Genomic DNA, 26,598 nt, shown 5'->3' with positions numbered 1-26,598 from the left:
CTTATGGATTAGTAGACCACATACCAGAAGTCTTAATAAATACACGAGAGTTAAGCTTTAATTGTGCAACCATGTATTCAGCCAAATCTTCTGGCTGCATTACTTTTTCTGGATTTCCGTCTGTCAGGTTTGTATCGATGGCAAGATCTGTAGCCACTGTGCTTGGTGTTAACGCCGTTACACGGATATTATGCTTGCGCACTTCCATCATTAACGATTCAGTCAATCCCAATACAGCAAACTTAGAAGCACTGTATGCACTTGTAACAGGTGCGCCCTTTTGTCCAGCTGTTGAGGAAATATTAATGATATCTCCAGCTTTTCTGTCAATCATTCCTGGAAGCACCGCTCTTGTTACATAGTAAGTACCCATTAGATTTACCTTAATGATATTCTCCCATTCTTCAGCAGATAGGTCGAGGAAGCCGCCGAATTTAGCAGTGCCAGCGTTGTTAATTAAGATATCTATTTGCTTTAACTCAAGATTGATACTGTTTACAGCATCAATAACAGATTGGTTGTCAGATACATCTGCTGTTGCAATTGCAACAGATACACCATACTGCTTTACTTCTTCTGCAACTTTTTTTAAATTGCCTTCTGTTAACCCAATTAATCCTAGGTTTACGCCTTCCTGTGCAAGTGCAATAGCAGTCGCACGTCCGATGCCTCTGCCAGCACCTGTAATTAATGCCGTTTTTCCTTTAAGTGATTGCATAATTTATTTACTCCTTTATCAAGTTAGTTAAGTCTACAAGAGACAGACTAAATAAAGCCAAAGCCAATATACTATATAATGGAACCATTATACAATCAATTGGCTTTGGCTTATAAGGCAGCCTATATAAGTTTATTCCAAATTGGCATGTTTACCATACATTGTATTGGAATCAAGATTTCTTACTTCCATATATTTCAGGATGACACTGTCCAGTGTAAGCAGCATAAGCTGTTCAAATAAGGAGCCCATTGGCTGAATTGTTTTAAAGTCACTGTTTGTTTTATCCTTTGGTGATCCAGGCAGTTTAATCGCTGCATCAGCAATTTTGCCGATTGTGGATTCTGGAAAAATCGTCACAGCGATGACATTGCCGCCAATACTTTTCGCTTTTTCAGCAATCGAAATAAGGCCCTTCGTTTCACCTGATCCAGTGCCGATAATCAACAAGTCTTCCTTTTCGAAGTTGGCAGTTACAGTTTCACCGACTACATATGCATCAATGCCCATATGCATCATTCGCATTGCAAAGGATTTAAGCATAAAACCAGAGCGGCCTGCTCCTGCAACAAATACCTTTTTGGCTGACAAAATTGCCTCAACTAGAGAGTCAGTCTGCTCAGTGGAAACATGTGTGGAGGCTTCTTTCAGCTCAGCTAAAACAGCCTCCAAGTATCCGCTTGTGTTCATAGTCTGTTACCCTTGAAGGATCAATTCTTTAAACTTAGCAGCAGTCTCTTGTAAGTTATCTTGGCCTGTGATGCCGCCGCCGACAATAATTAAATCAGGCTGTGCTGCAATAACCTCAGGAAGAGTATCTAACTTAATTCCGCCTGCAACAGCTGTTTTTGCATTTTTTACGACACTTTTAATTGCTTTCAAGTCTTCAAAAGAGTTTTTGCCGACTGCTTGCAAATCATAGCCAGTGTGTACACAAATATAGTCTACACCGAGCTCATCTAGTTCTTTAGCACGTGCTTTAATATCTTTTACAGCAATCATATCAACGAGGATTTGTTTGTTTTGCTTTTTCGCTTCAGCTACAGCACCCTTGATGGATTCATCTTCTGCAACGGCAAGAATTGTTACGATGTCAGCTCCTGCAGCAGCAGCTTGACTTACTTCATAACCAGCAGCGTCCATGATTTTTAAATCAGCAAGAACTGTCACGTTTGGGAATGCATCTTTCAGTTCTTTAACAGCGCGAAGACCTTCGTTTATAACAACCGGTGTTCCGATTTCAACAACGTCAACATGATCTGCTACTTGAGATACTACTTCAATTGCTTGCGGGATATTTACTAAATCTAATGCTAATTGTAATTTCATTTTAAACACTCCTTTTTTGATTGGGGCTTTTTATTATTTGCCTAACAAAGCCGCCTTGATTCCTATTTCTTGTACAATGTCGATTATACGGCTTATAATTTTAATACGTAAGTACGCACTTTATTTATATATAGTGTCTAAAAGTATACTAAGTATGGGAAAAGGAATGGAGGAGTGTCTATGAGCCGCATGGAAGATAAGGTCTTCAATTGTGAGAAAGAGCTGACTTTAGGTATTATCGGCGGAAAGTGGAAAATGCTGATTTTATGGCATCTCGGCAAAGAGGGGACGAAAAGATTTGGTGAGTTAAAGGCATTAATGCCAGGTATTACACAAAGAATGCTTGTAAACCAGCTTCGTGAACTAGAGGAAGATCTTATTGTAAAAAGAGTCGTTTATCCAGTCGTTCCGCCGAAGGTTGAATATTCCCTTACGAAAGAAGGGGAAAGCTTAATGCCTATCCTCGACAGCATGTACAATTGGGGTAAAAATTATATAGAAACTGTTCTGGACAGTCCGCCTGAAATCAGGGATATAAGTACAAACTAATTCATATAAAGAAAGGGTGCATCTTATGGATGCACCCTTTTATTTACGCTTATTCACGACTGCAATCGTGCAGCGGGAAATCGATATGAGTTTGCCTTCTTCATCCTGAATTTTTATTTCATATACCATGCTGCTTTTTCCTTGATGGATGACAGATGCGATTGCTGTAACGATTCCGTCTTTTTTGGAGCGGATATGATTAGCATTAATTTCCTGGCCAAAGACAGCTGTGCTTTCTAAATCGACAAGACTTGCAGCACCTAAGCTTGCAACCGTTTCTGCTAAGGCAACAGAAGCGCCGCCGTGCAAGTAGCCAAAAGGCTGTCTTGTTCTTTCATCAACAGGCATTGTGGCAATGCATGTTCCATCTTCTTTTACTTCTGTTATTTCAATTCCCAGTCTTTCCATAAGTGTGTTTTCATTAGTGAATTTCATATGCATTAGCCCCTTCATTTTGAGGTCATTATAGCATAGTCTCTATGCAATGAGAAAAAATAAAAGAATAAAAAGAAACTGATTGACATAAAAACAAGGAGAAAGTTAAAATGTTTAATAGTTAAGTAGTTGAACTATTATTTGGGGGTGAAAGCAATCAGCAGCAAAAAAATTAAAGATGTCGTCGATAGGTATGTGGACATCAATTTCTCTGTAAACCGGAAATTGGATAATCTCATTAGAATGGAAATCGGAGATGTTCTCACTTGTGAACAGCACTACACAATGCGCCACATTAACCAAGTGAAGGTTTGTACATCTTCTGAACTGGCTGCAGTGTTCGGTGTTAATAAAAGTGCGATTACATCTATTATTAATAGACTTTTTGAAAAAGAATGGATCGAACGCACAAGGGATGAAAAAGATCGAAGAGTCATTTATTTGACATTAACAGAAAAAGGCAATGCGATTTTTACGAAAATGGAAGAAAGAATACATCGCTTAGTGGAGAGTCTTATCAATAAATTTGATGATCAGGAAATTTCAGGCTTTTTAGCAACGTTTGAAAAGCTGGACAAATTAATAGAAGAAAATAAAGATACGAAGACGGAGGTCAAAGAGTGAATAGCATTCTCAAAGGAAAATGGATTGTTCTTGTTCTGTGGATAGCAGCTATTGTCGGGCTGTTTATGATTGCTCCGAATATGGGGGATCTTGTCAGAGAGAAAGGGCAGGTAAGTGTGCCAGATACTTTTTCCTCTGCAAAAGCAACAGAAATCATGGATGAGATTCAAAGCCAAGAGAACCAAGGTGATCAGTCGTCAGTTGCACTTGTTTTTCATAGCAGCAAGAAATTGACTGCAGAGGAAAAGGCAGAAACTGAGAAGGCTGTTAAAAAGCTAGAAGCAGACAAGGAAAAGCTTGGCATCACAGAAATTCTCTCCTCTTTCACAGATGAAAGTCTTAAAGACCAGCTCGTCTCTGACGATGGCAAAACCATTCTTGTATCACTAAAGGTCAGCTGGAATGACAGAGAAGCAGAAGAAGTCAGTAAGGCATTATATGACGAATTAGAAGAGTTTAAAGTAGATCATTATTATACAAGTAATTGGATGATTGACCAAGACTTAACAACAAGCTCAGAAGAAGGCTTAAAAAAGACAGAAGGTATAACGGTCGTATTTATACTTGCTGTACTTTTAATAGTATTCCGTTCGGTTATAGCGCCGTTCATACCGCTTATAACAGTCGGATTGAGCTATTTGGCTTCCCAGTCAATCGTATCTATCCTTGTTGATAAATTCGATTTCCCTATCTCTAATTACACACAAATCTTCCTTGTTGCCGTTCTATTTGGTATCGGTACAGATTACTGCATTCTTTTATTAAGCAGATTTAAGGAAGAGATGATGCATAGCGAAAGTATTGCAGAAGCTATTGTTGAGACATATCGAAATGCAGGAAGAACAGTGCTGTTCAGCGGAATAGCAGTTATGATCGGGTTTGCTGCTATCGGTTTCTCTCAGTTTAAGCTGTATCAATCAGCATCAGCAGTTGCTGTTGGTGTAGCATTATTATTAGTAGCGTTATTTACAGTCGTACCTGCCATTATGGTGCTGCTCGGGAAGAAGATCTTTTGGCCTTCAAAAGGCAGTGCAGAGCATGGTGACAGTAAAATCTGGGAGATTGCCGGCCGCTTCTCCATCAAGCGCCCTATTATTGCACTTGCCATTGTTGCTGCAATCACTGTTCCATTCCTTGTTACATATGATGGAACACTTTCCTTTAACTCATTGGATGAAATCGGCGACGATGCACCGTCCATCAAAGCTTTCAACGCAATTGCTGACAGCTTTGGTCCAGGTGAATCGATGACAACAACCATTACCATTAAAAATGATGAAGAAATGGATTCTATTGAATATCTAGGCTTGGCAGAAAACATCAGCAAGGAATTAGAGAAAGTAGACCTTGTTAAAGATGTCCGCTCTGTCACAAGACCTACAGGAGAACCAATCGAAGATTTGTATATTTCCAAGCAGGCTGAAACATTAGAAGAAGGCCTTGGCGAAGGAAAGGACGGCATTGATCAAATCAGCGATGGCTTGCATGAAGCAGGCGATCAGCTGTCAAAATCAGGACCGCAGCTAAGCACTGCTACAAGCGGCATTAATGATTTGATTAAAGGTACTGATGAAATTAAAACCAACTTAGGTACCATACAGACCAACCTAGCTAAAATTGAGGATGGCATTCGTCAAGGTACTGCTGGGTCTGATGATATTAAGGCAGGTCTGGAGGCAGCGAAGTCTGGAGCGGAACAGCTGCTGGCTGGACAAAAGAGCCTTCTGAATGGATATAAGGATGTTGGTACGAACCTTGGAAATATCCTTACAGGTTATGGTGAAATCGGAGATAATCTAGAAGTGTTTTCAAGTGACTTAGGTAAGGTAAATGACACAACATTTACAGAACTAGAAAAAGAATACCAAGGTATTAACTCAAATACTAACTATACTAGTATTAAAACTGAATTGTTAAAGGCACAGCAGACAGCTCCAGCTTTATTAAGTGGAATAACTGAAATAAATGGTCATTTATCAGACCTGCAAAAAGGAGTAAATGATGCTTACAGTGAGGTTGAAAATGCCATCAATGGTCAGCCGAGTTTAACCACAGGACTAGAACAGCTCATCGCAGCCATCGAACAACAACAAGCCGGCTTAAACCAATTAGCTGACGGGCAAGGCCAAATCGTCGACAATATGCCGAAGCTGACAGGCGGGTTAACAAGCATTAATGACGGACAGAAGCAGCTGCTTGATGGATTTGGTGACATTAACGGACAGCTTGGCGATTTGACTGAGGGCTTGAATCAAAGTGCTGACGGGCTTGATCAAGTGTCAGACGGCTTGAACTCAGCAACAGATTATTTATCTGGTTTATCCAAAAATGACCAAAATCAATTTTATTTGCCTGAGGAGGTGCTAGAAAGTGATGACTTCCAAGGGGCTTTAGATGCTTACTTATCTAAAAATAATAAAATTATGACAATGGATGTAGTCTTTTCAGCGAACCCTTATTCTAATGAAGCAATCAACCAAATTGACGACATAAAGGATACGGTGGAAAGAGCAACTACGGGAACGAAATTAGAAAATGCGGAAGTGGCAGTTGGCGGAATTACCAGCACCAATGCGGATTTGCGCACAATGTCTAATCAGGATTACTCGAAAACGGTGCTGTGGATGCTTGTAGGAATTGGAATCGTCCTCATTTTCTTATTCCGTTCCATCATCATGCCGGCATATATTATCGGTTCACTTATTTTGACATTCTATACAGCGATGGGAATCAATGAAGCGATTTACGTCAATCTGTTAGGATACACGGGAATAAGCTGGGCTGTTCCGTTCTTCGGATTTGTTATTCTTGTCGCACTTGGAGTGGACTATAGTATCTTCTTAATGGATCGCTTCAATGAATACAGAGATTTATCGATTGGAGAAGCAATGCTTGAAGCAATGAAGAAAATGGGGACTGTCATTATCTCAGCAGCAGTCATTTTAGGTGGGACGTTTGCAGCGATGATGCCATCTGGCATGCTGTCACTGCTGCAAATAGCAAGCATTGTATTAGTTGGCTTGTTCCTGTATGCATTGATTATCCTGCCGCTATTTATCCCTGTTATGGTCAAGAATTTCGGTGAAGCAAACTGGTGGCCATTTAAACGGCCAAATAATGAGTAAAAAAAACGGGAATCATCTGATTCCCGTTTTTTTTTATTAGGATGATGCTTTATTTGCGTTAAGCTTGCTGTTTCTGTAGCCGTATCCGATATAGATAACTAGTCCGATTGTCAGCCATACAGCAAATCCTTTCCATGTAAATGAGCTTAGTTGAAGCATAAGGTATACACAGAAAACAATGGCCAAGCCTGGGATAAGCGGAACAAACGGTGTTCTAAAGCCTCTCTTTAAATCAGGCTGTTTGACTCTCAATACGATGACTCCTAGTGAAACTGCTGAAAATGCGAATAATGTACCGATATTTGTAAGCTCTGCTAGCTGGTTAAGTGGGACAAGCCCTGCGAAAATAGCAACTAAAGCAGAAGTGACCCATGTGCTGACAATTGGCACTTGGCTCTTTGGGCTGACTTTTTGCAAAGGTTTCGGTAATAGACCGTCTTTGCTGATTGCATAGAACAAACGAGTTTGCCCAAACATCATAACCATTAAAACGGTTGTAATACCAATGATGGCACCTAGTGAAATGAGACCGGCAGCCCAGTTTTGATTTATAAAAGCCAATGCGAATGCTACTGGATCTTTAACGTCAAGCTGTGCGAAAGGCACAATTCCAGTCAAAATAAGGGATACAATAATATATAGAACTGTACAGATAGCCAATGCAGATATGATTCCGATCGGCAAGTTCCGCTGCGGATTCTTTACTTCTTCAGCTGCTGTGGAAACTGCGTCAAAACCGAAGTATGCAAACACAACAACTGCTGCACCTGTGGCGACACCTTGGAAACCGAATGGCATAAACGGTGCCCAGTTATCTGGTTTTACGTACCAAACCCCAACTGCGATAAATAATAGAACAACAGCAATCTTGATGACAACCATCACGATGTTCAGCTTCGATGATTCTTTAATCCCTCTCGTTAATACGAGTGTAATAATAAATACGATTACTATGGCAGGGATATCAATATACGTGCCTGCTGCAGGATTATAAGCACTTGTCATGAAGGTCGGCAAATGGATGCCAAATCCTGCAAGCAAGCCTTGGAAATATCCGGACCATCCGCTTGCAACCGCAGCCGATGCGAGTCCGTATTCTAGCACTAAGTCCCAGCCGAGTATCCATGCGATAACCTCTCCAAAAGCTACATAACTATATGTGTATGCACTGCCTGATTCTGGTATCATCGATGCAAACTCAGAGTAGCACAAAGCTGCGAATGTACATGCAAGCCCAGCGATAATAAATGAAAGTATAAGTGCAGGTCCGGCATACTTTGCTGCTGCTACACCTGTCAGAACAAATATCCCTGTTCCAACAATTGCGCCGACACCTAGCATGGTTAAGTCAAATGCGCCAAGTATACGATTTAACGAAGTAGCTGAGCTAGTGGAAACAGCTTTTTTACGAAAAATGTTCATAAGAACCTCCTGATGTCGAAATAGATCGAAAATTATCTAAAGTTGAAACTTTTGTCCAGTTTACTAGGATTTTAATAAACTGTAAAGAAGAAATTTTCAAAAAAATATAAACATTATTGCTTGAAAATGCTGAGTTTGACAGCTTTGTGAAAAAACAACCACTATTTACCAAACAGTAGGAGAAAAGGACAAGTGTTGAAAGAGGGTTGTCCTGATGAATGATTCGAATTTCCTCCCATCCTTAATAAATTACACTTGTTATTTTGTGCAACTAAATTGATAATAAGATATAGGAAAGTTTTTAAAGTTAAAAAATTTTCGGATAACGCTGGAAGAAATTTCATGTTTGAAGTGATTAACTTGAATCGCTTATTTTATTGGTGTCAGGAGTCTTTTTATGGGTGAGTACAAAAATATCTTTGCTAACAAGGATATAAAGAGATTCTTTATTCTTGTTTTGTTTGCTGTCATCCTCTATGCAGTGAGCAGTATGATTAACTTAATATTATTTACGTTCATCTTTGCTTTTTTGATGGATCGATTTGTCGAGTTATTTTCCAAAAGACTTCCTATAAAGCGGAGCATTATTGCCATCGCATTATATATCATTGTCATAGGTGCGCTAGTGTACGGAATTTCCGCCTATTTGCCAGTCTTTATTGAAGAAATTAAACAATTGGTGCGCAATATAATCCGTTTTTACATGAGACCGAATGATAATCCGGTTATCAACTACATGATAGAGACAATTAGCCGTTATCAGGTCCTTAATTATTTAGAGCAGGGCTTTTCCTTCGTTCTCGGTTATTTTACGAATATCGGTAAACTTGGTCTGCAGCTGTTTTTGGCTATTATTTTAAGCTTGTTTTACTTATTGGAGAAAGACCGGCTCAAGCAGTTTTCTCATAAGTTCAATGAAAGCAAGATTGCTCCGATTTATCGTGAATTGAGTTATTTTGGGAGTAAATTTGCTGGAACCTTTGGCAAGGTAATTGAGGCACAATTCATTATTGCTTTAGTAAACTGTGGCTTGACGACGATTTCCTTATACTTTCTAGGTTTCCCGCAGCTGTTTGGCATTGCCATGATGATCTTCATATTAGGGCTTATTCCTGTTGCGGGCGTCATTATTTCGTTGATTCCATTATGTATCATTGCGTTTTCGATAGGCGGTATTGCGAAGGTAGTAACAGTCATTATTATTGTAATGGTAGTGCATGCAATTGAAGCATATATACTTAATCCGAAGCTTATGTCCTCAAAAACAGACTTACCTGTATTTTTTACCTTTATTGTCCTGATTTTTTCAGAGCATTTCTTTGGGGTATGGGGACTGATTGTAGGTATCCCAATTTTTATTTTCTTATTGGATATTTTAGAGGTTAAGGATAAAAATAGGATTTAATATAAGGACAGGTGCATTTATTGCACTTGTTTTTTTGTAGTTTAATCTTTCTTTTTTTTGCACATTCGTTGGTACTTAACTAGATAGGAATCAAGCAGCTGGCTTGTCCTGATTGTATTTGGACTTGAAAAGCCTTCGCTTGAAGCAATTTGGACCAACTCATCCCTTAAATGGTCTATCATTCGCAGCAATTCCTTGATGTCTTCCGTTTCCTTCGAAATGTTTGGCATTTTTGGCAGGCTCCTTGGATTTGAACTTACTTTTTGCATGTTAACAAAATAAGGGAGAAATAAAAAGTATTTTCCTGCCAGTATTCCATAAAATGAAGGAAATTAGTTCTTTTATACTGATTGGTTTTCATATGAAAAAAGAGAAAGCTTAAAAGCTTTCTCTTTTAGAAGAATACAAGAATGATGATAACCGCTATAAGGATGCGGTAAATGGCAAATGGCACCAATTTAACTCTGTTTATTAATTTTAAGAAGAATCTAATGGAAATCAATGCGAATATAAATGCGCTGATAAAGCCTGCGATGAAAAACGGCAGAACATCCCCAGTTATGTATTCCCAGTTCTTCAATAGTGATAAAAAGCTTGCTCCTGCCATGATTGGAACTGCCATGATGAAGGTGAAGTCTGCTGCAGCGCGGTGGCTTAAGCCCATCAGCACTCCCCCTGATATAGTAGATCCAGAGCGGGAAAAACCAGGCCATAAAGCGATACACTGGAACAAGCCGATGAAGAATGCCTGTTTATTAGTGATTTGATCGACAGTTTCTGCTGTGATTTTTTTCTTTTTTTGTACATAATCAGCAATAATCATTAAAACAGCTCCAGCAATCAATGCGTAAACGACTGTGCGAATGCCAAAGAGCTTCGAATCGATATAGTCTTCAAAAAGGAAGCCAAGAACTGCAGCAGGCAGTAAACCGATAATAATTTGTACAAGACTTAATTTAGGTCCTTCGATTTTTTTGCCGTTAATATCTTTTTTCAGGCCAAGTAAATTCATAAAACGACCCCAGAAAAGAATGACAACAGCTAAAATAGACCCTAATTGAATAACCACCTTGAAAGTATTGGCAACCTGAGGGTTAAACAATTCTCCAGATTTAAGCAGCAAATCATCCACGATGATCATATGACCTGTTGAGGAAACAGGTGCAAATTCTGTTAGTCCTTCCACAATCCCTAAGATGATGGCGACAACTATTTCCCATAAAACGTCCAAACTATCCACTCCTAATGCTTTATATGTAATTAATAATCTATTGATTTTATGCGCATGTCCTATCTATCATAACAAATTTATTTGAAAAGAAAAACTCCCATTTCTATAGGCATCTACCCTCTTTTCCATAAGCCATAGGAACTAAACTAAGTCCACCAATATATTAACGGGAAAAAAACCAAAAGGGTTTCACAATATTTGGTTTTTACAATAAAATAGGAGAATATGAACAGATAGAGAGGAATAAGAAGATGAGAATAGTACATCAAGGGGCAATTGCTATCGGTGATGCTTTTATAGATTATTTGTCTATTAATGAGAACAATGACAATTATGAAAAGCGGCTTGGAGGAGCTTCTGTGAACCTGGCAGTCCATTTAAGCAGATTCGGTATTCCAAGCTTTTATGTGACAAAGCTCGGAAATGAACAAGATAGCCAGTTTGTACAGGAACAATTGGCTAAGGAAAATATTAAGCTTGATTATAGTGTGCTGTCGAACGGAAAGCTGCTTCCAAGTGTCTACATTCATTTAGATCAAAATGGGGACAGGCATTTCCACTCCTATGAAAATAAGACACCTGATGATGTCCTGTCAGTTGATGATATTAAAGAGGAAGCCTTCTTGAATAAATTGCTGTTCTATTTTGGCTCGGGAACCTTATTTCATGAAGCGGCAAAGGAGGCAACAGTAAAAGCAATTATGACAGCAAAAAACCATGGTGCTTACATTAGCTTTGATGCCAATATCCGCTTGAAAAGATGGGAGAGCGAAGAGCATTGCCGAAGCACTATTCTGTCTTTACTGCCGATTGCTGACATTGTTAAGTTTTCAGAGGAAGAGCTTCTTTTCTTACTAGAGGAAAAAAGTCTTGATGCGGCATTGAGTAGAGTAAAAGAAATGAATATTCCCCTTTTATTTGTGACAGCAGGAAAAGCCGGGTCATATGCTGTTTTTCAAGGGCAAGTGCAGCATGTTAAGAGCAAAACAGTACAGGCAGTTGATACGACAGGGGCAGGAGATGCCTTTATGGGGGCAGTGTTATACTGTATTTATACAGATGGTTTTCCTGCCAACATTCAAAAGGCTGCTGATTATGCCTGCAATGGGAACATAATGGGTGCATTAATTGCCAAAGAACCAGGAGCATTGCCTAACATTGGAGGCTACAGCAATATTGCCGAAAAATTTTTTACTAATCCTCATAAAAACCAGCTCTTCTAATAAAGAGCTGGTTTTTTATGTTAGAAATTATTCCGTTGAATGTGAAATTAGTTAGAAGATTTTGTATAATACAACTATTATGTGAGCAGTTATTTAATGGGGGGAAGAATCATGACAAATATTTTACTGTCTTTAAGTGAGGGTTTTACGAAAGAGAAGCGAAAGCTCGAGGAGGAATTAGGCAAGCTTGGTGTTTCGGTAACAAGTATTACAACAAAAAAGGAAAGTATAACAGATTACCTGCATGATGCAGAAATTATTGTGACTGGGGTAGAGCGGATTGATCGAGACACGATAGCAAATGCTCCAAATCTCAAATATATTTCCAAGTTTGGGACTGGTGTTGATAATATTGACCTGGCTGCTGCATCAGAACGAGACATTATGGTTACAAATACTCCCGGCCAAAATGCATCTTCTGTTGCAGACCTTGCAATAGGTTTGATGCTGTCTGTTTCAAGGAATTTAACAAAATCAAATGAAATAGTTAAAAACGGCAATTGGCTGCTGCATATGGGCAATGAAATTGAAGGAAAGCGGCTTGGAATCATTGGATTTGGAGAAATTGGCAAAAAAGTTGCCAAGCGGGCAACAGGTTTCGATATGGATATAGTCGCATTTGCAAATTACCAAGATGAAAAAGAAGCACAAAGGCTTGGTGTGCAATTTGTCAGTCTGGAAGAACTGCTAGTCACATCTGATTATGTAGTAATCAGCACTAGTCTAAAAAAATCAACTTATCATTTAATAAATGAAACGAGACTTTCCTTAATGAAAAGCTCTGCTTATTTAATCAATATTGCTAGAGGAGATTTAATCGATGAAAAGGCGCTTATCGCCTGTTTAAAAGCTAACAAGATAAAAGGAGCTGCATTAGATGTTTTTAGCAAGGAACCGCCTGTGCTTGAATTAGTTGAGCTTGATAATGTTATCTGTTCTAGTCATATAGGCGGGGCTACAGAGGAATGTTCAGCGAGAATAGGAGATATGGTGCTAGGAAATATTAAAAGCTACTTACGAAAAGGAGAAATACAACATAAAGTGACAATAAACGACTAAAAAGAATATTTTTTATAAATAATTTATTCAGAAAAATTTAGTTTTTTGCTATAATGAATAGGTAATTTGATTTATATGAATATTTTCATAAATAGCCCAAAAGGAGTAGTATTCATGAAAAGCAAAAAGTCTAAATTTTTCAAAAAGAAAGAAGGTGGCACTAAAGTAACAGCTAGCATACGAAACTGGAAAAAAGGAATTAATACTGTGTTTGCAAGACTGGGGAACAATAGAAAGACAAAGACTAAGTTCGTATCTATACGAAAAAAGCTTATATTCTCCTTTCTCACTATTCTCCTAGTTCCCAGCTTAATTATTTCCATTGTTTCCTATGTAATAGCAAAAGATAAAATTGAACAAAATCTAATTGTTTCCTCACATGAAAGTGTCAAGTTTATTCATAATGAAATTGCATCTATAACAACTAAGAAAGAGCAGGATGCAACCTTTATGGCGAATGTAATTGATGATTCAATGCTCGACGGAGACAGAAATGAAATAAGAAGAATATTCACCCAATACTTAGGACAGAACCAAGATGTTCTTAATGTTTACTATGTTAGGGAAGATGGCGAAGTATACATAAATGCAAATCAGGAAGTGCCAGATGGAATAGATTTTCTCGATCAAACCTGGTATAAGGAAGCTGTTAATTCAGACGGGAATGTTGTGATGCTCCAGCCGAGGGAGGATGAGCGAACAGGGAATTCGATTGTTACGTTCTCTAAGGTCACGTATGACAAGAAAGGTGCCATTGCAATCGATTTAAAGATCAGTTCTTTAAAGGATATGATCAGAGGCTCGAAAATCGGTGAACAAGGATATATGCTGCTCCTGGATGCACAAGGAAACTATATTTATCATCCTAATTCAAATACTGGTGCAAAGGATAATTCACAGTGGATTCAGGAAATGTATAAAGAGAAGGAAGGCGAAGTGGCCTTTACTGACGAACAGCAGGAGAGGTTAGCAATTTATGAGTCTGATGAAAAAACAGGCTGGAAGATTGCTGGCGTTATGGATCAATCGGAGATAGGAAAGGCGTCTTCGACTATTTTTTCAACAACAACGATTGTGCTGATTGCGGCAATTATAATTGGCGGCGCACTTATTTTCTATATTATCCGCTCTATTATTATGCCATTGAAGCTGTTGGCTAAAAGTGCAGAACGAATTTCCGCCGGTGATTTAACAGAAGATATTTCGATTAAAGCAAAGGACGAAATTGGTTTGCTTGCCAAAGGCTTTACAAGCATGCAGAGTCACTTGCGAGATGTTGTTACAAGTCTGAATCATTCGATGGAGCAGGTGACTGCCTCTTCTGAACAATTGGTGGCAAGTGCTGGTCAAACGACAGCTGCTTCTAATCAGGTGACTACATCTGTGCAGCAAATTGCTCATGATGCAGAGAACATTACGACAAGTATTGGGCAAAACTCTACTTCGTTAGAGGAAGTTCTTCAAGATGTAATGAAGATTGCAGATAAATCAACTGCTGTCGCAGCTCTTTCCAAGGATGCACATCATTTGGCTGAAGAAGGCGGAGCATTTGTTGAGAAAAACTTGAAACAAATGCAGTTTATTCACCAGTCTATTAAGCAATCAAATAAAGTGATTGAGGAATTAAATAACCGCTCCAAGGAAATCGGCAAAATCATTCAAGTTATTGGCTCCATTGCTGATCAAACTAATTTACTGGCTTTAAATGCGGCCATTGAATCAGCAAGAGCCGGAGAGCACGGCAAAGGTTTCTCCGTTGTTGCCAATGAAGTTCGCAAGCTTGCAGAACAATCGCAGGAGTCTGCTAAGCTTATCTCTGCCCTTATTGCTGACATTCAAAAAGATACAGATCAATCGGTTGTCATCATGGGAGAAGTATCAAAAAATGCTGAAGCAGGATTATCCATCTCAGAAGCTACATCTGACAAGTTTGCCCAAATTATACAAAGCACAAAAGAAATGGGTCCGGAAATGGAAGACGTATCTGGGGCTGCACAGCAAATGTCTGCAGGCCTACAAGAGGTTTCCTCCTCAGCCAATGATATTGCCACAATTGCACTTGGCAATGCAGCAGGTGCCCAAGAGGTGGCAGCCGCTTCAGAAGAGCAGCTTGCCAGCATGGAAGAAATTAATTCCTCTGCTAAAGCTTTGACAAAAATGGCAGAAGAGCTGCTTGTGATTGTTAATAAATTTAAAGTGTAAGACAAAAACCCGCCGGCAAAGCGGGTTTTTTTGTGCAAGATTGCTGTTCTTCTATATTAATTGACATCAAAAATACCCTTTCCTATAATTAGTTAGCCTGCCTAATGAAAGGAAGAATTGTCGCTTTGTTTATAAATAGGAACAGACAGGTTGAAAGGTTTTCTTTAAAAGATAAAGGAAATGATAGTACAAAGTAAATGTATGAAAAGAGCAAGAGATATAGCAGTTAATAATAAGTTTATTGAGTTGCTAAATGAGGTATACAGTGAAGCTGTCGAGAGATTATAGCAACAATGAAGGAAGATTGGAGGGAAATGGATGAAGAAGCTGCTGCTAGGATTAAAACCGTATAAGATAGGGGTTGCGATCGTACTGTTATTAACACTGTTCAGAGTACTGGCAGAACTGTTTTTGCCGACAATTATGGCTGATATAGTCGATAATGGAATTGTAAAGGACAACCGCCCTCTAATGCTGCAACTAGGCGGATTGATGATTGCAGTCGCTGCCTTTGGTACGGTATGTGCTTGTTTTTCAAGCTATTACTCCTCTAAAGTTGGATCATCTTTTGCAAAGGACTTAAGAAGAAAGATGTTTTATAAGGTAGAGAGCTTCGGAATAGAGGAAGCAAATCAAGTAGGAATTTCCTCGCTAATCAACAGAACAACAAACGACGTAAGTCAAGTGCAGCAAGTAACGATGATGATATTAAGAATGGTTGTGTTAGCGCCAATGATGTGTATCGGCGGGATTGTAATGGCAATATCAAAAAATGCGAAGCTGTCCTTGATATTCCTAGTGGCCATCCCGGTACTCGCACTTACTATCTATCTTGTTATAAAAAAGGGCATCCCATTATTTAAGGTGATGCAAAACAAGCTTGATAACCTTAATGGTGTGCTTCGAGAAAATTTGACTGGTGTTCGTGTAATTCGCTCCTTTAATAAAGAGGAGTTTGAACAGAAACGTTTTCGTCATGCTAACGAAGATTTGACCACTACTGCTTTAAAGGTCAATAAAATTATGGCGATTACCATGCCGATTATGATGATTGTTCTTAATTTATCTACAGTTGCTATTATTTGGTTCGGTTCTATTCAGGTAGACCAAGGAAATATGCAGGTCGGTGACATCATGGCGTTTGTCCAATATGGAATGCAAATTATGTTTTCTCTTATGATGGTCAGCATGATATTTGTAATGATGCCTCGTGCTTCTGCTTCTGCAGAGCGTATCAATGAGGTACTTGAAATTTCGCCAGTAATGAAGGATAACGAAACAAACAGTCAAATGCTACGCAGAGGAGATGTAGAATTTCGGAATGTGAGTTTCTCTTATCCCTTGGCAGAAAAGCCAGTGCTTGAGCATCTTTCGTTTCAAATGAGACCTGGAACGACAACTGCCATTATTGGCGGGACAGGCTCAGGGAAATCCACAATCCTTCATTTAATAGCAAGATTTTACGATGTGAATAAAGGTGAAATACTTGTAGATGGAATGAATATAAAGGAGTATGCTCAAGGCAATCTGCGCCAGCTAATCGGTTATGTGCCGCAAAAAGCTGTCCTTTTTACAGGGACAATTGCCGATAATATCCGATTTGGAAAGGAAGATGCTACAGAGGCAGAAATACGGAAAGCTTTGGAGATTTCCCAATCGAAGGAGTTTGTCGATGAGCTGGAGAAGGGCATCTATTCAGAACTTTCACAAGGAGGCGCAAATCTTTCAGGCGGACAAAAGCAGCGTCTGTCCATTGCGAGAGCACTTGTAAGAAAGCCGCGCATTTACTTGTTTGATGACAGCTTTTCCGCCCTTGATTATCGAACAGATGCTAATTTAAGAAAAGCGTTGAATAAGGAAATTACGGATGCAAATGTTGTAATCGTTGCACAAAGGGTCAGCACCATTAAAGATGCAGATACTATTATCGTCTTAGACGAAGGAAAGATTGCAGGGATTGGCACACATGAGCAATTACTGGCAAGCTGCAGTGTGTATCAAGAAATCGTGAAGTCACAAGGTGTAGTGGAGGAGACAGTATGAGTGGACATAATAATCAAAGCAAGCATCCTTCACCTATTCCCTCAAGAGGACATGGTGGCCCAAGAATGCCTGTTCAAAAAGCTAAGGATGAAAAAGGGACGCTAAAACGGCTTGCTCGTTATCTTGGTACCTATAAAATCCAGCTTTTATTTGTGATTGCCGCTGCGATCCTAAGCACTGTTTTTTCCATTTTCAGCCCGAAAATATTAGCTGAAGCAATTGATACGCTTTTTAATGGGCTGATGAATAAAATGAACGGTGTGCCAGGGGCAGAAATAGATTTTGCTGCAATCGGACAGGTCCTTGTCTGGCTTATTCTTTTATATATTATAAGTGCGTTGTTTATGTATATACAGCAGATCATTATGGTTAATATTTCGCAAAAGACAATCTTCCAGCTTCGCCAAGAGGTGCACGAAAAGCTGGAAAGACTTCCGCTTAAATATTTTGACAGAACACCACATGGTGAAACATTGAGCCGAGCCATTAATGATATTGATAATATTAATAATACGCTGCAGCAAAGTGTCACTCAATTGATTACATCTGTCATTACATTTGTCGGTGTTATTATTATGATGCTTACGATCAGTCCTGTTCTTGCCATTGTATGCTTTTTAACTATTCCCTTAAGCATACTAGCGACAGTAAAAATCGCTAAGCGCTCACAAGTGCAATTTCGGAGCCAGCAAGCAACACTCGGTGCGTTAAATGGGCATATCGAGGAGATGTTTACCGGGCATCAGATTGTTAAGGCATTCGGCCATGAGGAAAAAGCGATGGAGGAATTCGACAGCATTAATGACAGGCTGTATGAATCCAGCTGGAGATCTCAGTTTATTTCTGGGCTTATTATGCCATTGATGCAATTCATCAATAATTTAGGCTATGTATTTGTTGTTGTTATCGGGGCGATTTTTGTTTCGGCAGGCAGAATTACTGTCGGGGACGTGCAAGCATTTATTCAATATGCAAGACAATTTTCACAGCCGATTCAGCAGCTTTCTAATATTTCAAATATCATTCAATCGACGATTGCTTCTGCTGAGAGGGTGTTTGAGCTGCTCGATGAAGAAGAGGAGCCGAAAGATACCAGCAGAGTGAAGGTTATAGAGCAGCCGCAGGGCGCAGTAGACTTCGATGCAGTTTACTTCAGCTATAAAGAAGATGAGGAGCTTATTAAAGATTTAACGATTCAAATTAAACCGGGTCAGAAAGTGGCAATTGTTGGTCCGACAGGTGCTGGAAAAACTACATTGATTAACTTGCTGATGAGATTTTATGATATTGACAGCGGGGTTATTAAGATTGATGGTGTTGATATCTCAACAATGGATCGAGGAGCTTTACGAAGTATGTTTGGCATGGTTTTGCAAGACACATGGCTGTTTAAAGGGACGATTCGCGACAATATAGCGTATGGTAAGCAAGGTGCGACAGATGAGGAAATAACAAGAGCTGCAATGCTTGCAAATGCCGAGCATTTCATCCGCACATTGCCTGAAGGCTATGACACAGTCATTAATGAAGATGGTTCGAATATTTCCGGGGGACAAAAGCAGCTGCTTACAATTGCAAGGGCACTGCTGGCAAACCCAAGCCTGCTGATTCTAGATGAGGCAACGAGCAGTGTTGACACTCGAACGGAAGCACAAATTCAAGAGGCAATGGCAGAGCTAATGAAAAATCGAACCAGCTTCGTCATTGCACACAGGCTTTCAACAATTAAGGATGCAGACATCATCCTTGTCATGAAACACGGGCAAGTGATTGAACAGGGCAATCATGAAGAATTACTTCAGCAAAAAGGTTTTTATGCAGATTTGTATTACAGTCAATTTTCAGAAGCGACTGCTTAATGTCAGCAAGAAAAAGAGCGGAGAACTGTCCGCTCTTTTTTTGTGTTAATCCCACTCTAAGACTTTAGTCCGAGCAAAGATAATACTAAAGATTGTTCACCAAAAAGCTGTTAGTATATATGATAAAGATAGGAAAATGCTTCATTTATTGGATATATGCCTATTGATATAAATGAACCATTTTTTCAATAAATGGAAACTTTTTGCATATGTTAGTCGTTATACAATAAAACGGTTTTTTGGTGGAGGTAAAGAATGGATGAGCATATTGTTTATTTAATACTAAGTGATACTGGCACCTTGTTTACACGGTGCATTAAGCTTTTTACAAAAAAACCGCATAACCATGCCTCTATTTCTTTTGACTCCCAGTTGATTGAGGTTTACAGCTTTGGACGAAAGAAGCCGAATAATCCGTTTATAGGCGGATTTGTCAGAGAAGATATAAGGGATGACTTCTTTAGAAATGCGTGTTGCGCGATTTACAGCATTCGCGTCACAAAAGAGCAGCTTGATAAGATGAAGGAGATTATTCAGCAGATTGAAAAAGAAAAGCATTGTTACCGCTACAATTTGCTCGGTTTATTCTTTATTATGTTAAACATTCCTTTTCCGCGTAAAAACGCGTATTTTTGCTCACAGTTTGTTGCTTCCGTTCTTCATGAAAGCGGAGCTTTGTATTGGAATAAGCACCCATCATTAGTAACGCCGTATGACTTGCTTGATGATTATAAAATGGAGCATATATATGAAGGGAAACTGCAACATTATTTTCATTTGCAGCCTATCTCTTCCTTTTAAGTTATTTTCATTTTTCTTTTGCACTTATTCATATTTCCTAGCCATCAAATGATGGTTATTTTTTTGCTCTCTTTTATAAAAATGCGGTTAACAAGCAGACTTTTGGTGAAAATATAGTTGAAAGTAAATATGTTTTGACAAATAACTTCACGATATAATATGATAGCTTTTGTCTGACAAGACATATCGGAATTAGGAGGATTTTTGCATGAAGAAATTTAGTTTACTGCTATGCTTATTATTAAGTTTAACTATAGCATTGGCTGCATGTGGCAGCAATGCAGAAAAAGAAGATTCAAATGCTGACAGCAGCAGTGAGGATCTTCTTGAAAAAGTGAAAAGTGATGGAAAGCTTGTCGTTGGTACAGAAGGTACATATGCTCCGTTTACTTTTCATGATGAAAAAACAGGCGACTTAACTGGATTTGACGTGGAGATTGCCAAAGAAGTGGGCAAGCGTCTTGGTGTCGACGTAGAATTTAAAGAAACACAATGGGATGCAATCTTTGCAGGTCTTGATGCAAAACGCTTTGATATGATTGCAAACCAAGTTGGGATTAATGATGAGAGAAAAGAAAAATACCTATTCTCTGATCCATATATTTCTTCAACTGCTGTTTTAGTTACAAAGTCTGATTCAGACATTAAGAGTTTTGAGGATCTTAAAGGGAAGAAATCAGCTCAGTCCTTAACAAGCAACTATGCGAAAACAGCAGAGTCATACGGTGCTGAACTTGTCGGTATTGATGGCTTTAACCAAGCGGTTGAATTGCTAAACTCTAACCGTGTTGATGCAACAGTTAATGATAAGCTATCCTTCTTAGATTACAAAAAACAAAAGCCTGATGTAGATATCGTGATTGCTGATACAGCAGATGATGTTGCACAAAGTGGCTTAATGTTCAGAAAAGGCAGCGATTCTTTAGTAGATGAAGTCAATAAAGCACTTCAAGATATGATCGATGATGGCACATACACAAAAATATCTGAGAAATGGTTCGGGGAAGATGTTCTTAAATAATATCTTCACAGATCCGGAGCAGCTCCAACGATATACGGATATAGCAACAAGTTCCCTTCTGCCTTTGCTGAAGGGGGCCTTTTTGTATTCGTTGCCTTTAGCCATTGTGTCATTCATCATCGGTCTTATACTCGCAGTAGTAACCGCGTTAGCACGGTTATCAAGCATAAAGATTTTTCAAATTATTGCACGTATATATGTTTCCATCATTAGAGGGACGCCATTATTAGTACAGCTGTTTATCATTTTTTACGGACTTCCAAATATAAGTACTGAACACCTTACAATCGATCCGGTGCCGGCAGCAATTATCGGCTTTTCTTTGAATGTCGGGGCTTATGCGTCAGAAATTGTCCGTGCCTCCATTTCCAGCATTCCTAAAGGGCAATGGGAAGCAGGCTACTCGATTGGGATGACATATACACAAAATTTAAAAAGAGTTATCCTTCCACAAGCAGCACGAGTATCACTGCCGCCGTTATCTAATACTTTCATCAGCTTGGTGAAGGATACATCGCTTGCTGCCCTAATTCTAGTGACAGAAATGTTCCGGAAAGCACAGGAGATTGCAAGCACCAACTACGAGTTTTTATTATTGTATTCAGAAGTAGCTCTGCTTTATTGGTTGATATGTTTCCCATTATCCATCGTTCAGCAAAGGCTGGAAGATCGATTCAGCAGGCATTTACTTAAATAGGCACGCACTTTTGCGCAGGAAGGAGGATGCCATATGATTAACATTAAAGGTTTGTCCAAAAGCTTTGGAGAGCTGGAAGTTTTGAAGGATATCAACTTGGATGTTGATAAAGGGAAAGTAATTGTTGTAATCGGACCATCAGGATCAGGGAAAACGACAATGCTTCGCTGTTTAAATTTGCTTGAAACACCTTCAGGAGGAACGATTGGCATCAGTAATAAAAGCATCGATTTTTCTCAAAAGGTTTCCAAAAGAGAAGTGACAGAGTTTCGAAAATTAACAGGCATGGTCTTTCAAGGCTATAACTTATTCCCGCATAAGACTGCATTGCAAAATGTGATGGAAGGACCTGTTATCGTCAAAAAAGAAGACAAAGAAAAAGCAAGGAAGAAAGCGGAACTGCTTCTTGCTAAAGTTGGCTTGGCTGATAAGCTTGATTTTTATCCATTTCAGCTGTCTGGAGGACAGCAGCAGCGTGTCGGCATCGCAAGAGCGCTGGCAATGGAGCCGGAAGTAATGCTCTTTGACGAGCCAACATCAGCACTTGACCCAGAGCTTGTCGGTGAGGTTTTAAAGGTAATGAAGGATCTTGCCAAAGAAGGGATGACGATGATTGTCGTCACACATGAAATGAAATTTGCCAGAGAAGCAGCAGACGAAGTCCTGTTTATGGACGGCGGTTATATTGTGGAAAAAGGAACTCCAGAGGAGTTTTTCTCTGCTCCTAAGGAAGCAAGGACGAAAAAATTTCTGCAGTTGCTGCAATAAAAAAAAGAGGTATTCGGCTAAAAAATCCTTAGGGGGGATGATGGCCTAATACCTCTTTAACAAAAGGGGGAATTACACTTTGTAATAACATTGTGGTCCCTTTTTTTTGTTTTTATACATGAAATTAAAAAAAATTAATCTCCACGTATTTTTTGATGGATGACCTCATCTTCCAGCAGGTTGATGAAGGAAAGTACAATTCCTGCAATTAGTGCAGCGACCGTGTACACGGAGATATCTGTTGCAGCATAGAAGATCAGCGTGCTGATAAATGTCCAAAGCATGCAATATTGAACACTAGTGAGTCTTTTTAGTTTTTCCAAAGAGTAACCTCCTTACATACAGCTCCCTAAGTAAATACAATCTGTATAATATATGGCTTGACTTGTATGTTTAGAAGCGGAGACAGGACAAACCTTATAAAGGAAAAGGTAAGATGCTTGCCCTTTTTCAGCTGAAAAGGGGATAAGCCCTCACTTTTCGTCAGAAAAAGCATATCTAATAAGTATAAAGAATAGCTTGTATCATCTTTTCCGAAAGAAATACAGCGCTTTTCTTTATACCGTAACCCCATAACCTCCTCTCACTTTTGACCATTATGTGCAATGCACATAATGGTCCTTTTTTTATAGGTTATAGTATAAAAGTTTTGAATTATTTCAAAGGAAAAGCAAAAAGGATGACTGTTATACTAATTTCGTGCTATATTTACCTGAAATAATTAGGTATAATATCCTATAAAAACAAATAGTTAGGGCGGTTGTATATGAAAAAGAAAAATTTGTTTCATAGTTTACGAACAAAAATAGCTTTCATTATAGTGTTGGCTACAATAATAAGCACGCCTATTTCCATACAATTAAATGAAATGCTTAGAGAGGCAGGAATCTTTGCGCCAGAATTAGGCATGATTATTAATACAATTATTAACTTAGTATTCACTACGTTAATTGCTTCTTTCTTTACGCGAAGAATTATTATTAAGCCTATTAAAAGTTTGCTTGCTGCGACTAAGGAAATACGCCAAGGACATCTTGATAATACTCTGCAAAAAAAATCTAATGATGAAATCGGCCAGCTTACAGATGAATTTGTCTTAATGAAGGACTCTATTAAGGCAATGGTTGATAAGGTAAATGAAACAGCAGACATGGTTAATTCCTCTGCAGAAATATTGACTGCTAATGCAGTTGAAACAAGCCATGTATCGGAACAAATTTCTGCAGCGATTCAAAGTGTTGCAGTTGGATCAGAGGAACAGACAAGGGGAATGGAGAGTGTAGCAGACGCTGTCGCTGTTGTTAACAATGAAATAAGAGATATCGCAAAAAACACAGAAGCGATGGTTACATCTACTAATGAAACAGTGCAGGGGGCTAAAGAAGGACAAGCCGTTGTGGATAGCACCGTTCAGCAAATGAGTTTAATACAAAATTCAGTGAAAGAGTCGAACACAACCATTGAACTTCTGCAGGAACGTTCCCAAGAAATTGGCCAATTCTTGAAGGTCATCACAGAAATTGCTGATCAGACAAATTTGCTTGCTCTTAATGCTGCTATTGAGGCAGCAAGAGCAGGAGAAGCTGGAAAAGGCTTTGCCGTTGTTGCAGAAGAGGTCAGAAAGCTTGCAGAACAATCAAATCAGTCAGCTAAACAAATTGCTGTATTAGTTAATGAAATTCAAAAAGATACTCTCACATCTGTGAAAACAATGAGAAGAGTGACAGATGAAGTTAAAGACGGAATCAATATTACCAACAACACGAAGGAAAAATTCAATATGATTTCAAGCAGCATGGAGAATATGAGTGCACAGATGGAAAATATCCTTGATGCAGCGAAAAACATCAATGCCAGCATTGTTGAAGTCGCAGGTTCTGTCGATCAAGTTACTAGCATTGCCAAAGAAAACAGCCAAAACTCCATGAATGTATCCGCATCATCACAAGAACAGCTGGCTGCAATTGAAGAAATTACAGTGTCCACTCAATCACTTGCAAAAATTGCAGATGAATTAGTGGAAGTGACGCAAATATATCGTAAGTAACTCTCTTTATTTGTTGGTGAAAAGGAGCAGTTAGTTTAATTGGGGTAACTTCTACTTCAATTAGTGAGACTGGGTCTCACACAAGCAGCGAGTGATTTCTGTTGCTCATAAGCGAGATATCTACTACTTTAAAGGTGTTTGCCAACAGCCTCTGTAAGAAGCTTTTTATAAGCTTCTTTTTTTATTGGAAAGATTTTTTGGGGTAACAAACATTAAATTTTGATTAAATGCTTGTCGAAAGTTGTTATTTGCTGCAATTACAAATATAATGAAGAATTGTACAAACTATTAATGAGCTTATCTTGTTTTTTGACATTTTAAAACCTTAAAGTTTCACATATTCGAGGAGTAATGAAATATGACCCCAAACAGAAATACTTCAAAAATAGATTTTACACTTGTACTTATATTAATGTTGTTAAGCTTGGCAAGTCTTATTGCCATATACAGTGCTGATTCAAGTTTTGTAATTAAACAGGTTGTCTTTTATGTTATTGGAACTGGAATTATCGCTGGGATTATGCAGCTGGATTCTGATCAGCTTAAGAAACTATCCTGGTATTTGTATGGCATTGGAATTGTCTTATTATTGCTGCTGATTGTTGCGCCAAGCAGTATTGCCCGTGAAATAAACGGGGCAAAAAGCTGGTTCACGCTTCCGGGCTTTTCCTTGCAGCCATCAGAGTTTGTTAAAGTATTTTTAATCCTGATTTTATCGAAAGTTATTGTAGACCATCAGGAAAAGCATCTGGTAAAAACTTTGCAGACGGATTTCTTATTGCTGTTGAAAATAGGTGGTATTACGTTTGCTCCATTGCTGCTCGTCATGCAGCAGCCGGATTTAGGTACGTCTCTTGTACTTATTGCTATTATGGTTGGGATGATTTTCATTTCAGGCATCACATGGAAGATAATAGCTCCCATTTTTATTGGCGGAGTAACGCTTGCTACATCGATTTTATATATGGTTATATGGCATCCTGAGTGGCTGGAGAAATACTTAGGAGTGAAGGAGTATCAGTTTGGACGGATATACTCTTGGATTGATCCTTATAACTACCAAAGTTCAACAGGTTATCATTTAACCCAATCCTTGCTTGCGATCGGATCAGGTCAAACAACAGGAAAGGGAATAGGTACAAATGAAGTAGTGCTTCCCGAAAACCACACTGATTTTATCTTTAGTGTAGTCGGAGAAGAATTTGGCTTTATTGGCGCAAGCATTATCATCAGCTTGTTTTTCCTGCTCATTTACCATATTACGAAGGTTGCACTTGAAACAAAAAATTCCTTTTATACATGCATATGTGTTGGGGTTATCAGCATGGTGACATTCCACGTGTTCCAAAATATCGGGATGACTGTTGGTGTTTTGCCAATCACAGGTATTCCTTTGCCGTTCATCAGCTACGGAGGAAGTTCTTTGCTTGGAAATATGCTAGCAATCGGGCTAATTTTCTCCATTCGATACCATTATAAAAAATATATGTTTTCAAGTGATGAATAACGTCATTAAAAAAAGATGTCCTTTGATAAGCAGCGCTCCTGATCCATGGGAGCTTGCTAATCTTAGGACATCTTTTTTTCTAGTACAGACTCAGGTTCTATTATTTTTTTATGAGGGGGAAAAATAATAGTGAGCTGCTAGTGCGGTTTAATCAAGATTGATAATCATTATCAATTGATTTAAATTTATAATAAAATATAATGAACATAATGTCAAATCAAAAAATGGGGAGGGAGCAATAATAGTGGATAAGGAATTTCTCGAGAAATTTGATTCATTACTGTCAAAATACACCGAGCTGCTTTTGGGAGAGGGAAATGACCACTTAAAGAAAGAAGTGGAAATTTGGATGCTTTACAACCAGATGGCGAAATCAATGCCGAGTTTAGTGAAGCATTGGAATGGTCAATTTCCTGAGGCGAAACAGCAGGTGGTCGATATCATTAGTGAAATAAAAAATTTAAATGATAATCAAAAGCAAAATAAAAATTAAATCATATGATGCTAGTAGGAGGACAACTATTCCTAGTCCT

At 38.8% G+C, this 26,598-nt stretch carries 24 protein-coding genes and 1 pseudogene; 17 read left to right on the top strand and 8 right to left on the bottom strand.

The features are described 5' to 3' along the window. Position 1: 1 nt before the first annotated feature. The 3 genes from LXM54_RS17485 to hxlA all read right to left on the bottom strand — a co-directional run bounded on the left by LXM54_RS17485 (position 2) and on the right by hxlA (position 2,047). Positions 2–718 (bottom strand): 3-ketoacyl-ACP reductase, encoded by a 717-nt coding sequence (locus tag LXM54_RS17485; RefSeq protein ID WP_233316538.1) that lies wholly within the window; start codon positions 716–718, stop codon positions 2–4. 132 nt (positions 719–850) lie between these two features. Beyond that, a complete protein-coding gene (hxlB, locus tag LXM54_RS17480; RefSeq protein WP_233316537.1) occupies positions 851–1,408 on the bottom strand; it encodes a 6-phospho-3-hexuloisomerase in 558 nt (185 codons plus the stop codon). A gap of 6 nt (positions 1,409–1,414) precedes the next feature. Continuing rightward, positions 1,415–2,047, bottom strand: coding sequence for a 3-hexulose-6-phosphate synthase (hxlA, locus tag LXM54_RS17475; protein WP_233316536.1), 633 nt, complete (start codon positions 2,045–2,047; stop codon positions 1,415–1,417). 180 nt (positions 2,048–2,227) lie between these two features. Here hxlA and LXM54_RS17470 point away from each other — a divergent pair, with 180 nt between their 5' ends. Continuing rightward, positions 2,228–2,596: a winged helix-turn-helix transcriptional regulator gene (locus LXM54_RS17470; RefSeq protein ID WP_233316535.1), complete on the top strand. Its 369-nt coding sequence runs from the start codon at positions 2,228–2,230 to the stop codon at positions 2,594–2,596. Positions 2,597–2,635: 39 nt separating this feature from the next. Here the strand turns inward: LXM54_RS17470 and LXM54_RS17465 are convergent, their stop codons facing one another. Further along, positions 2,636–3,031, bottom strand: a complete 396-nt coding sequence (locus tag LXM54_RS17465) for a hotdog fold thioesterase (RefSeq protein ID WP_396953776.1) — start codon at positions 3,029–3,031, stop codon at positions 2,636–2,638. Positions 3,032–3,160: 129 nt separating this feature from the next. On the opposite strand from LXM54_RS17465, the gene LXM54_RS17460 reads away from it, so the two are divergent. Next, a complete protein-coding gene (locus LXM54_RS17460; protein WP_233316533.1) occupies positions 3,161–3,655 on the top strand; it encodes a MarR family winged helix-turn-helix transcriptional regulator in 495 nt (164 codons plus the stop codon). Next, the gene (locus LXM54_RS17455; RefSeq protein WP_233316532.1) at positions 3,652–6,780 is read left to right on the top strand and encodes an MMPL family transporter; all 3,129 of its coding nucleotides are present in this window, start codon (positions 3,652–3,654) and stop codon (positions 6,778–6,780) included. The genes LXM54_RS17460 and LXM54_RS17455 overlap by 4 nt, the downstream gene beginning before the upstream one ends. A 36-nt stretch (positions 6,781–6,816) precedes the next feature. Here the strand turns inward: LXM54_RS17455 and LXM54_RS17450 are convergent, their stop codons facing one another. Beyond that, entirely contained in the window at positions 6,817–8,202 is a 1,386-nt protein-coding gene (locus LXM54_RS17450) for an amino acid permease (protein ID WP_233316531.1), read from the bottom strand. A 397-nt stretch (positions 8,203–8,599) separates the two neighbouring features. Here LXM54_RS17450 and LXM54_RS17445 point away from each other — a divergent pair, with 397 nt between their 5' ends. Continuing rightward, on the top strand, positions 8,600–9,607 hold the full coding sequence (locus LXM54_RS17445) for an AI-2E family transporter (protein WP_233316530.1): 1,008 nt from the start codon (positions 8,600–8,602) through the stop codon (positions 9,605–9,607). Between the two features lie 41 nt (positions 9,608–9,648). Here LXM54_RS17445 and LXM54_RS17440 read toward each other — a convergent pair whose 3' ends face one another. Further along, the gene (locus LXM54_RS17440) at positions 9,649–9,837 is read right to left on the bottom strand and encodes an aspartyl-phosphate phosphatase Spo0E family protein (RefSeq protein WP_233316529.1); all 189 of its coding nucleotides are present in this window, start codon (positions 9,835–9,837) and stop codon (positions 9,649–9,651) included. 164 nt (positions 9,838–10,001) lie between these two features. Further along, positions 10,002–10,838 carry an undecaprenyl-diphosphate phosphatase gene (locus LXM54_RS17435; RefSeq protein ID WP_233316528.1) on the bottom strand — a complete coding sequence of 279 codons (837 nt, stop codon included), beginning with the start codon at positions 10,836–10,838 and terminating at the stop codon, positions 10,002–10,004. Positions 10,839–11,089: 251 nt separating this feature from the next. On the opposite strand from LXM54_RS17435, the gene LXM54_RS17430 reads away from it, so the two are divergent. From LXM54_RS17430 to LXM54_RS17390, 9 genes are all read left to right on the top strand, one after another. Continuing rightward, positions 11,090–12,061: a carbohydrate kinase family protein gene (locus LXM54_RS17430; protein ID WP_233316527.1), complete on the top strand. Its 972-nt coding sequence runs from the start codon at positions 11,090–11,092 to the stop codon at positions 12,059–12,061. A gap of 111 nt (positions 12,062–12,172) precedes the next feature. Further along, complete coding sequence (locus LXM54_RS17425) at positions 12,173–13,120, top strand: phosphoglycerate dehydrogenase (RefSeq protein ID WP_233316526.1); 948 nt, start codon at positions 12,173–12,175, stop codon at positions 13,118–13,120. Between the two features lie 114 nt (positions 13,121–13,234). Next, positions 13,235–15,322, top strand: a complete 2,088-nt coding sequence (locus LXM54_RS17420; RefSeq protein WP_233316525.1) for a methyl-accepting chemotaxis protein — start codon at positions 13,235–13,237, stop codon at positions 15,320–15,322. A gap of 318 nt (positions 15,323–15,640) precedes the next feature. After that, positions 15,641–17,365 (top strand): ABC transporter ATP-binding protein, encoded by a 1,725-nt coding sequence (locus LXM54_RS17415; RefSeq protein WP_233316524.1) that lies wholly within the window; start codon positions 15,641–15,643, stop codon positions 17,363–17,365. Further along, positions 17,362–19,224 (top strand): ABC transporter ATP-binding protein, encoded by a 1,863-nt coding sequence (locus LXM54_RS17410; protein ID WP_442780503.1) that lies wholly within the window; start codon positions 17,362–17,364, stop codon positions 19,222–19,224. Before LXM54_RS17415 ends, LXM54_RS17410 begins: the two co-directional genes overlap by 4 nt. A gap of 255 nt (positions 19,225–19,479) precedes the next feature. Further along, positions 19,480–20,025: a hypothetical protein gene (locus LXM54_RS17405; RefSeq protein WP_233316523.1), complete on the top strand. Its 546-nt coding sequence runs from the start codon at positions 19,480–19,482 to the stop codon at positions 20,023–20,025. A 208-nt stretch (positions 20,026–20,233) separates the two neighbouring features. After that, positions 20,234–21,046 (top strand): amino acid ABC transporter substrate-binding protein, encoded by an 813-nt coding sequence (locus LXM54_RS17400; RefSeq protein ID WP_233316522.1) that lies wholly within the window; start codon positions 20,234–20,236, stop codon positions 21,044–21,046. Then, positions 21,033–21,743, top strand: coding sequence for an amino acid ABC transporter permease (locus tag LXM54_RS17395; RefSeq protein ID WP_233316521.1), 711 nt, complete (start codon positions 21,033–21,035; stop codon positions 21,741–21,743). Before LXM54_RS17400 ends, LXM54_RS17395 begins: the two co-directional genes overlap by 14 nt. Before the next feature lie 33 nt (positions 21,744–21,776). Next, positions 21,777–22,511 (top strand): amino acid ABC transporter ATP-binding protein, encoded by a 735-nt coding sequence (locus LXM54_RS17390; protein WP_233316520.1) that lies wholly within the window; start codon positions 21,777–21,779, stop codon positions 22,509–22,511. A gap of 134 nt (positions 22,512–22,645) precedes the next feature. On the opposite strand, the gene LXM54_RS17385 is transcribed toward LXM54_RS17390, so the two are convergent. Next, a complete protein-coding gene (locus tag LXM54_RS17385) occupies positions 22,646–22,834 on the bottom strand; it encodes a hypothetical protein (RefSeq protein WP_233316519.1) in 189 nt (62 codons plus the stop codon). Between the two features lie 443 nt (positions 22,835–23,277). On the opposite strand from LXM54_RS17385, the pseudogene LXM54_RS28550 reads away from it, so the two are divergent. The 4 genes and pseudogenes from LXM54_RS28550 to LXM54_RS17370 form a co-directional block, all read left to right on the top strand. Next, positions 23,278–23,616 (top strand): annotated as a pseudogene (locus LXM54_RS28550) (HAMP domain-containing protein); the annotation flags it as partial. After that, on the top strand, positions 23,611–24,558 hold the full coding sequence (locus LXM54_RS17380; protein ID WP_442780505.1) for a methyl-accepting chemotaxis protein: 948 nt from the start codon (positions 23,611–23,613) through the stop codon (positions 24,556–24,558). The pseudogene LXM54_RS28550 and the gene LXM54_RS17380, both read left to right, overlap by 6 nt. 358 nt (positions 24,559–24,916) lie before the next feature. Next, entirely contained in the window at positions 24,917–26,065 is a 1,149-nt protein-coding gene (locus LXM54_RS17375) for an FtsW/RodA/SpoVE family cell cycle protein (RefSeq protein ID WP_233316517.1), read from the top strand. 244 nt (positions 26,066–26,309) lie between these two features. Continuing rightward, complete coding sequence (locus tag LXM54_RS17370; protein WP_233316516.1) at positions 26,310–26,558, top strand: DUF2573 family protein; 249 nt, start codon at positions 26,310–26,312, stop codon at positions 26,556–26,558. Positions 26,559–26,598 lie beyond the last annotated feature (40 nt).

Origin of the sequence: Bacillus sp. Au-Bac7 (genome assembly GCF_021341655.1) — a bacterium.
Taxonomy (GTDB): domain Bacteria; phylum Bacillota; class Bacilli; order Bacillales; family Cytobacillaceae; genus Niallia.
The sequence above is the reverse complement of the archived record's forward strand: the minus strand, read 5'-3'. Positions and strand labels throughout refer to the sequence as shown.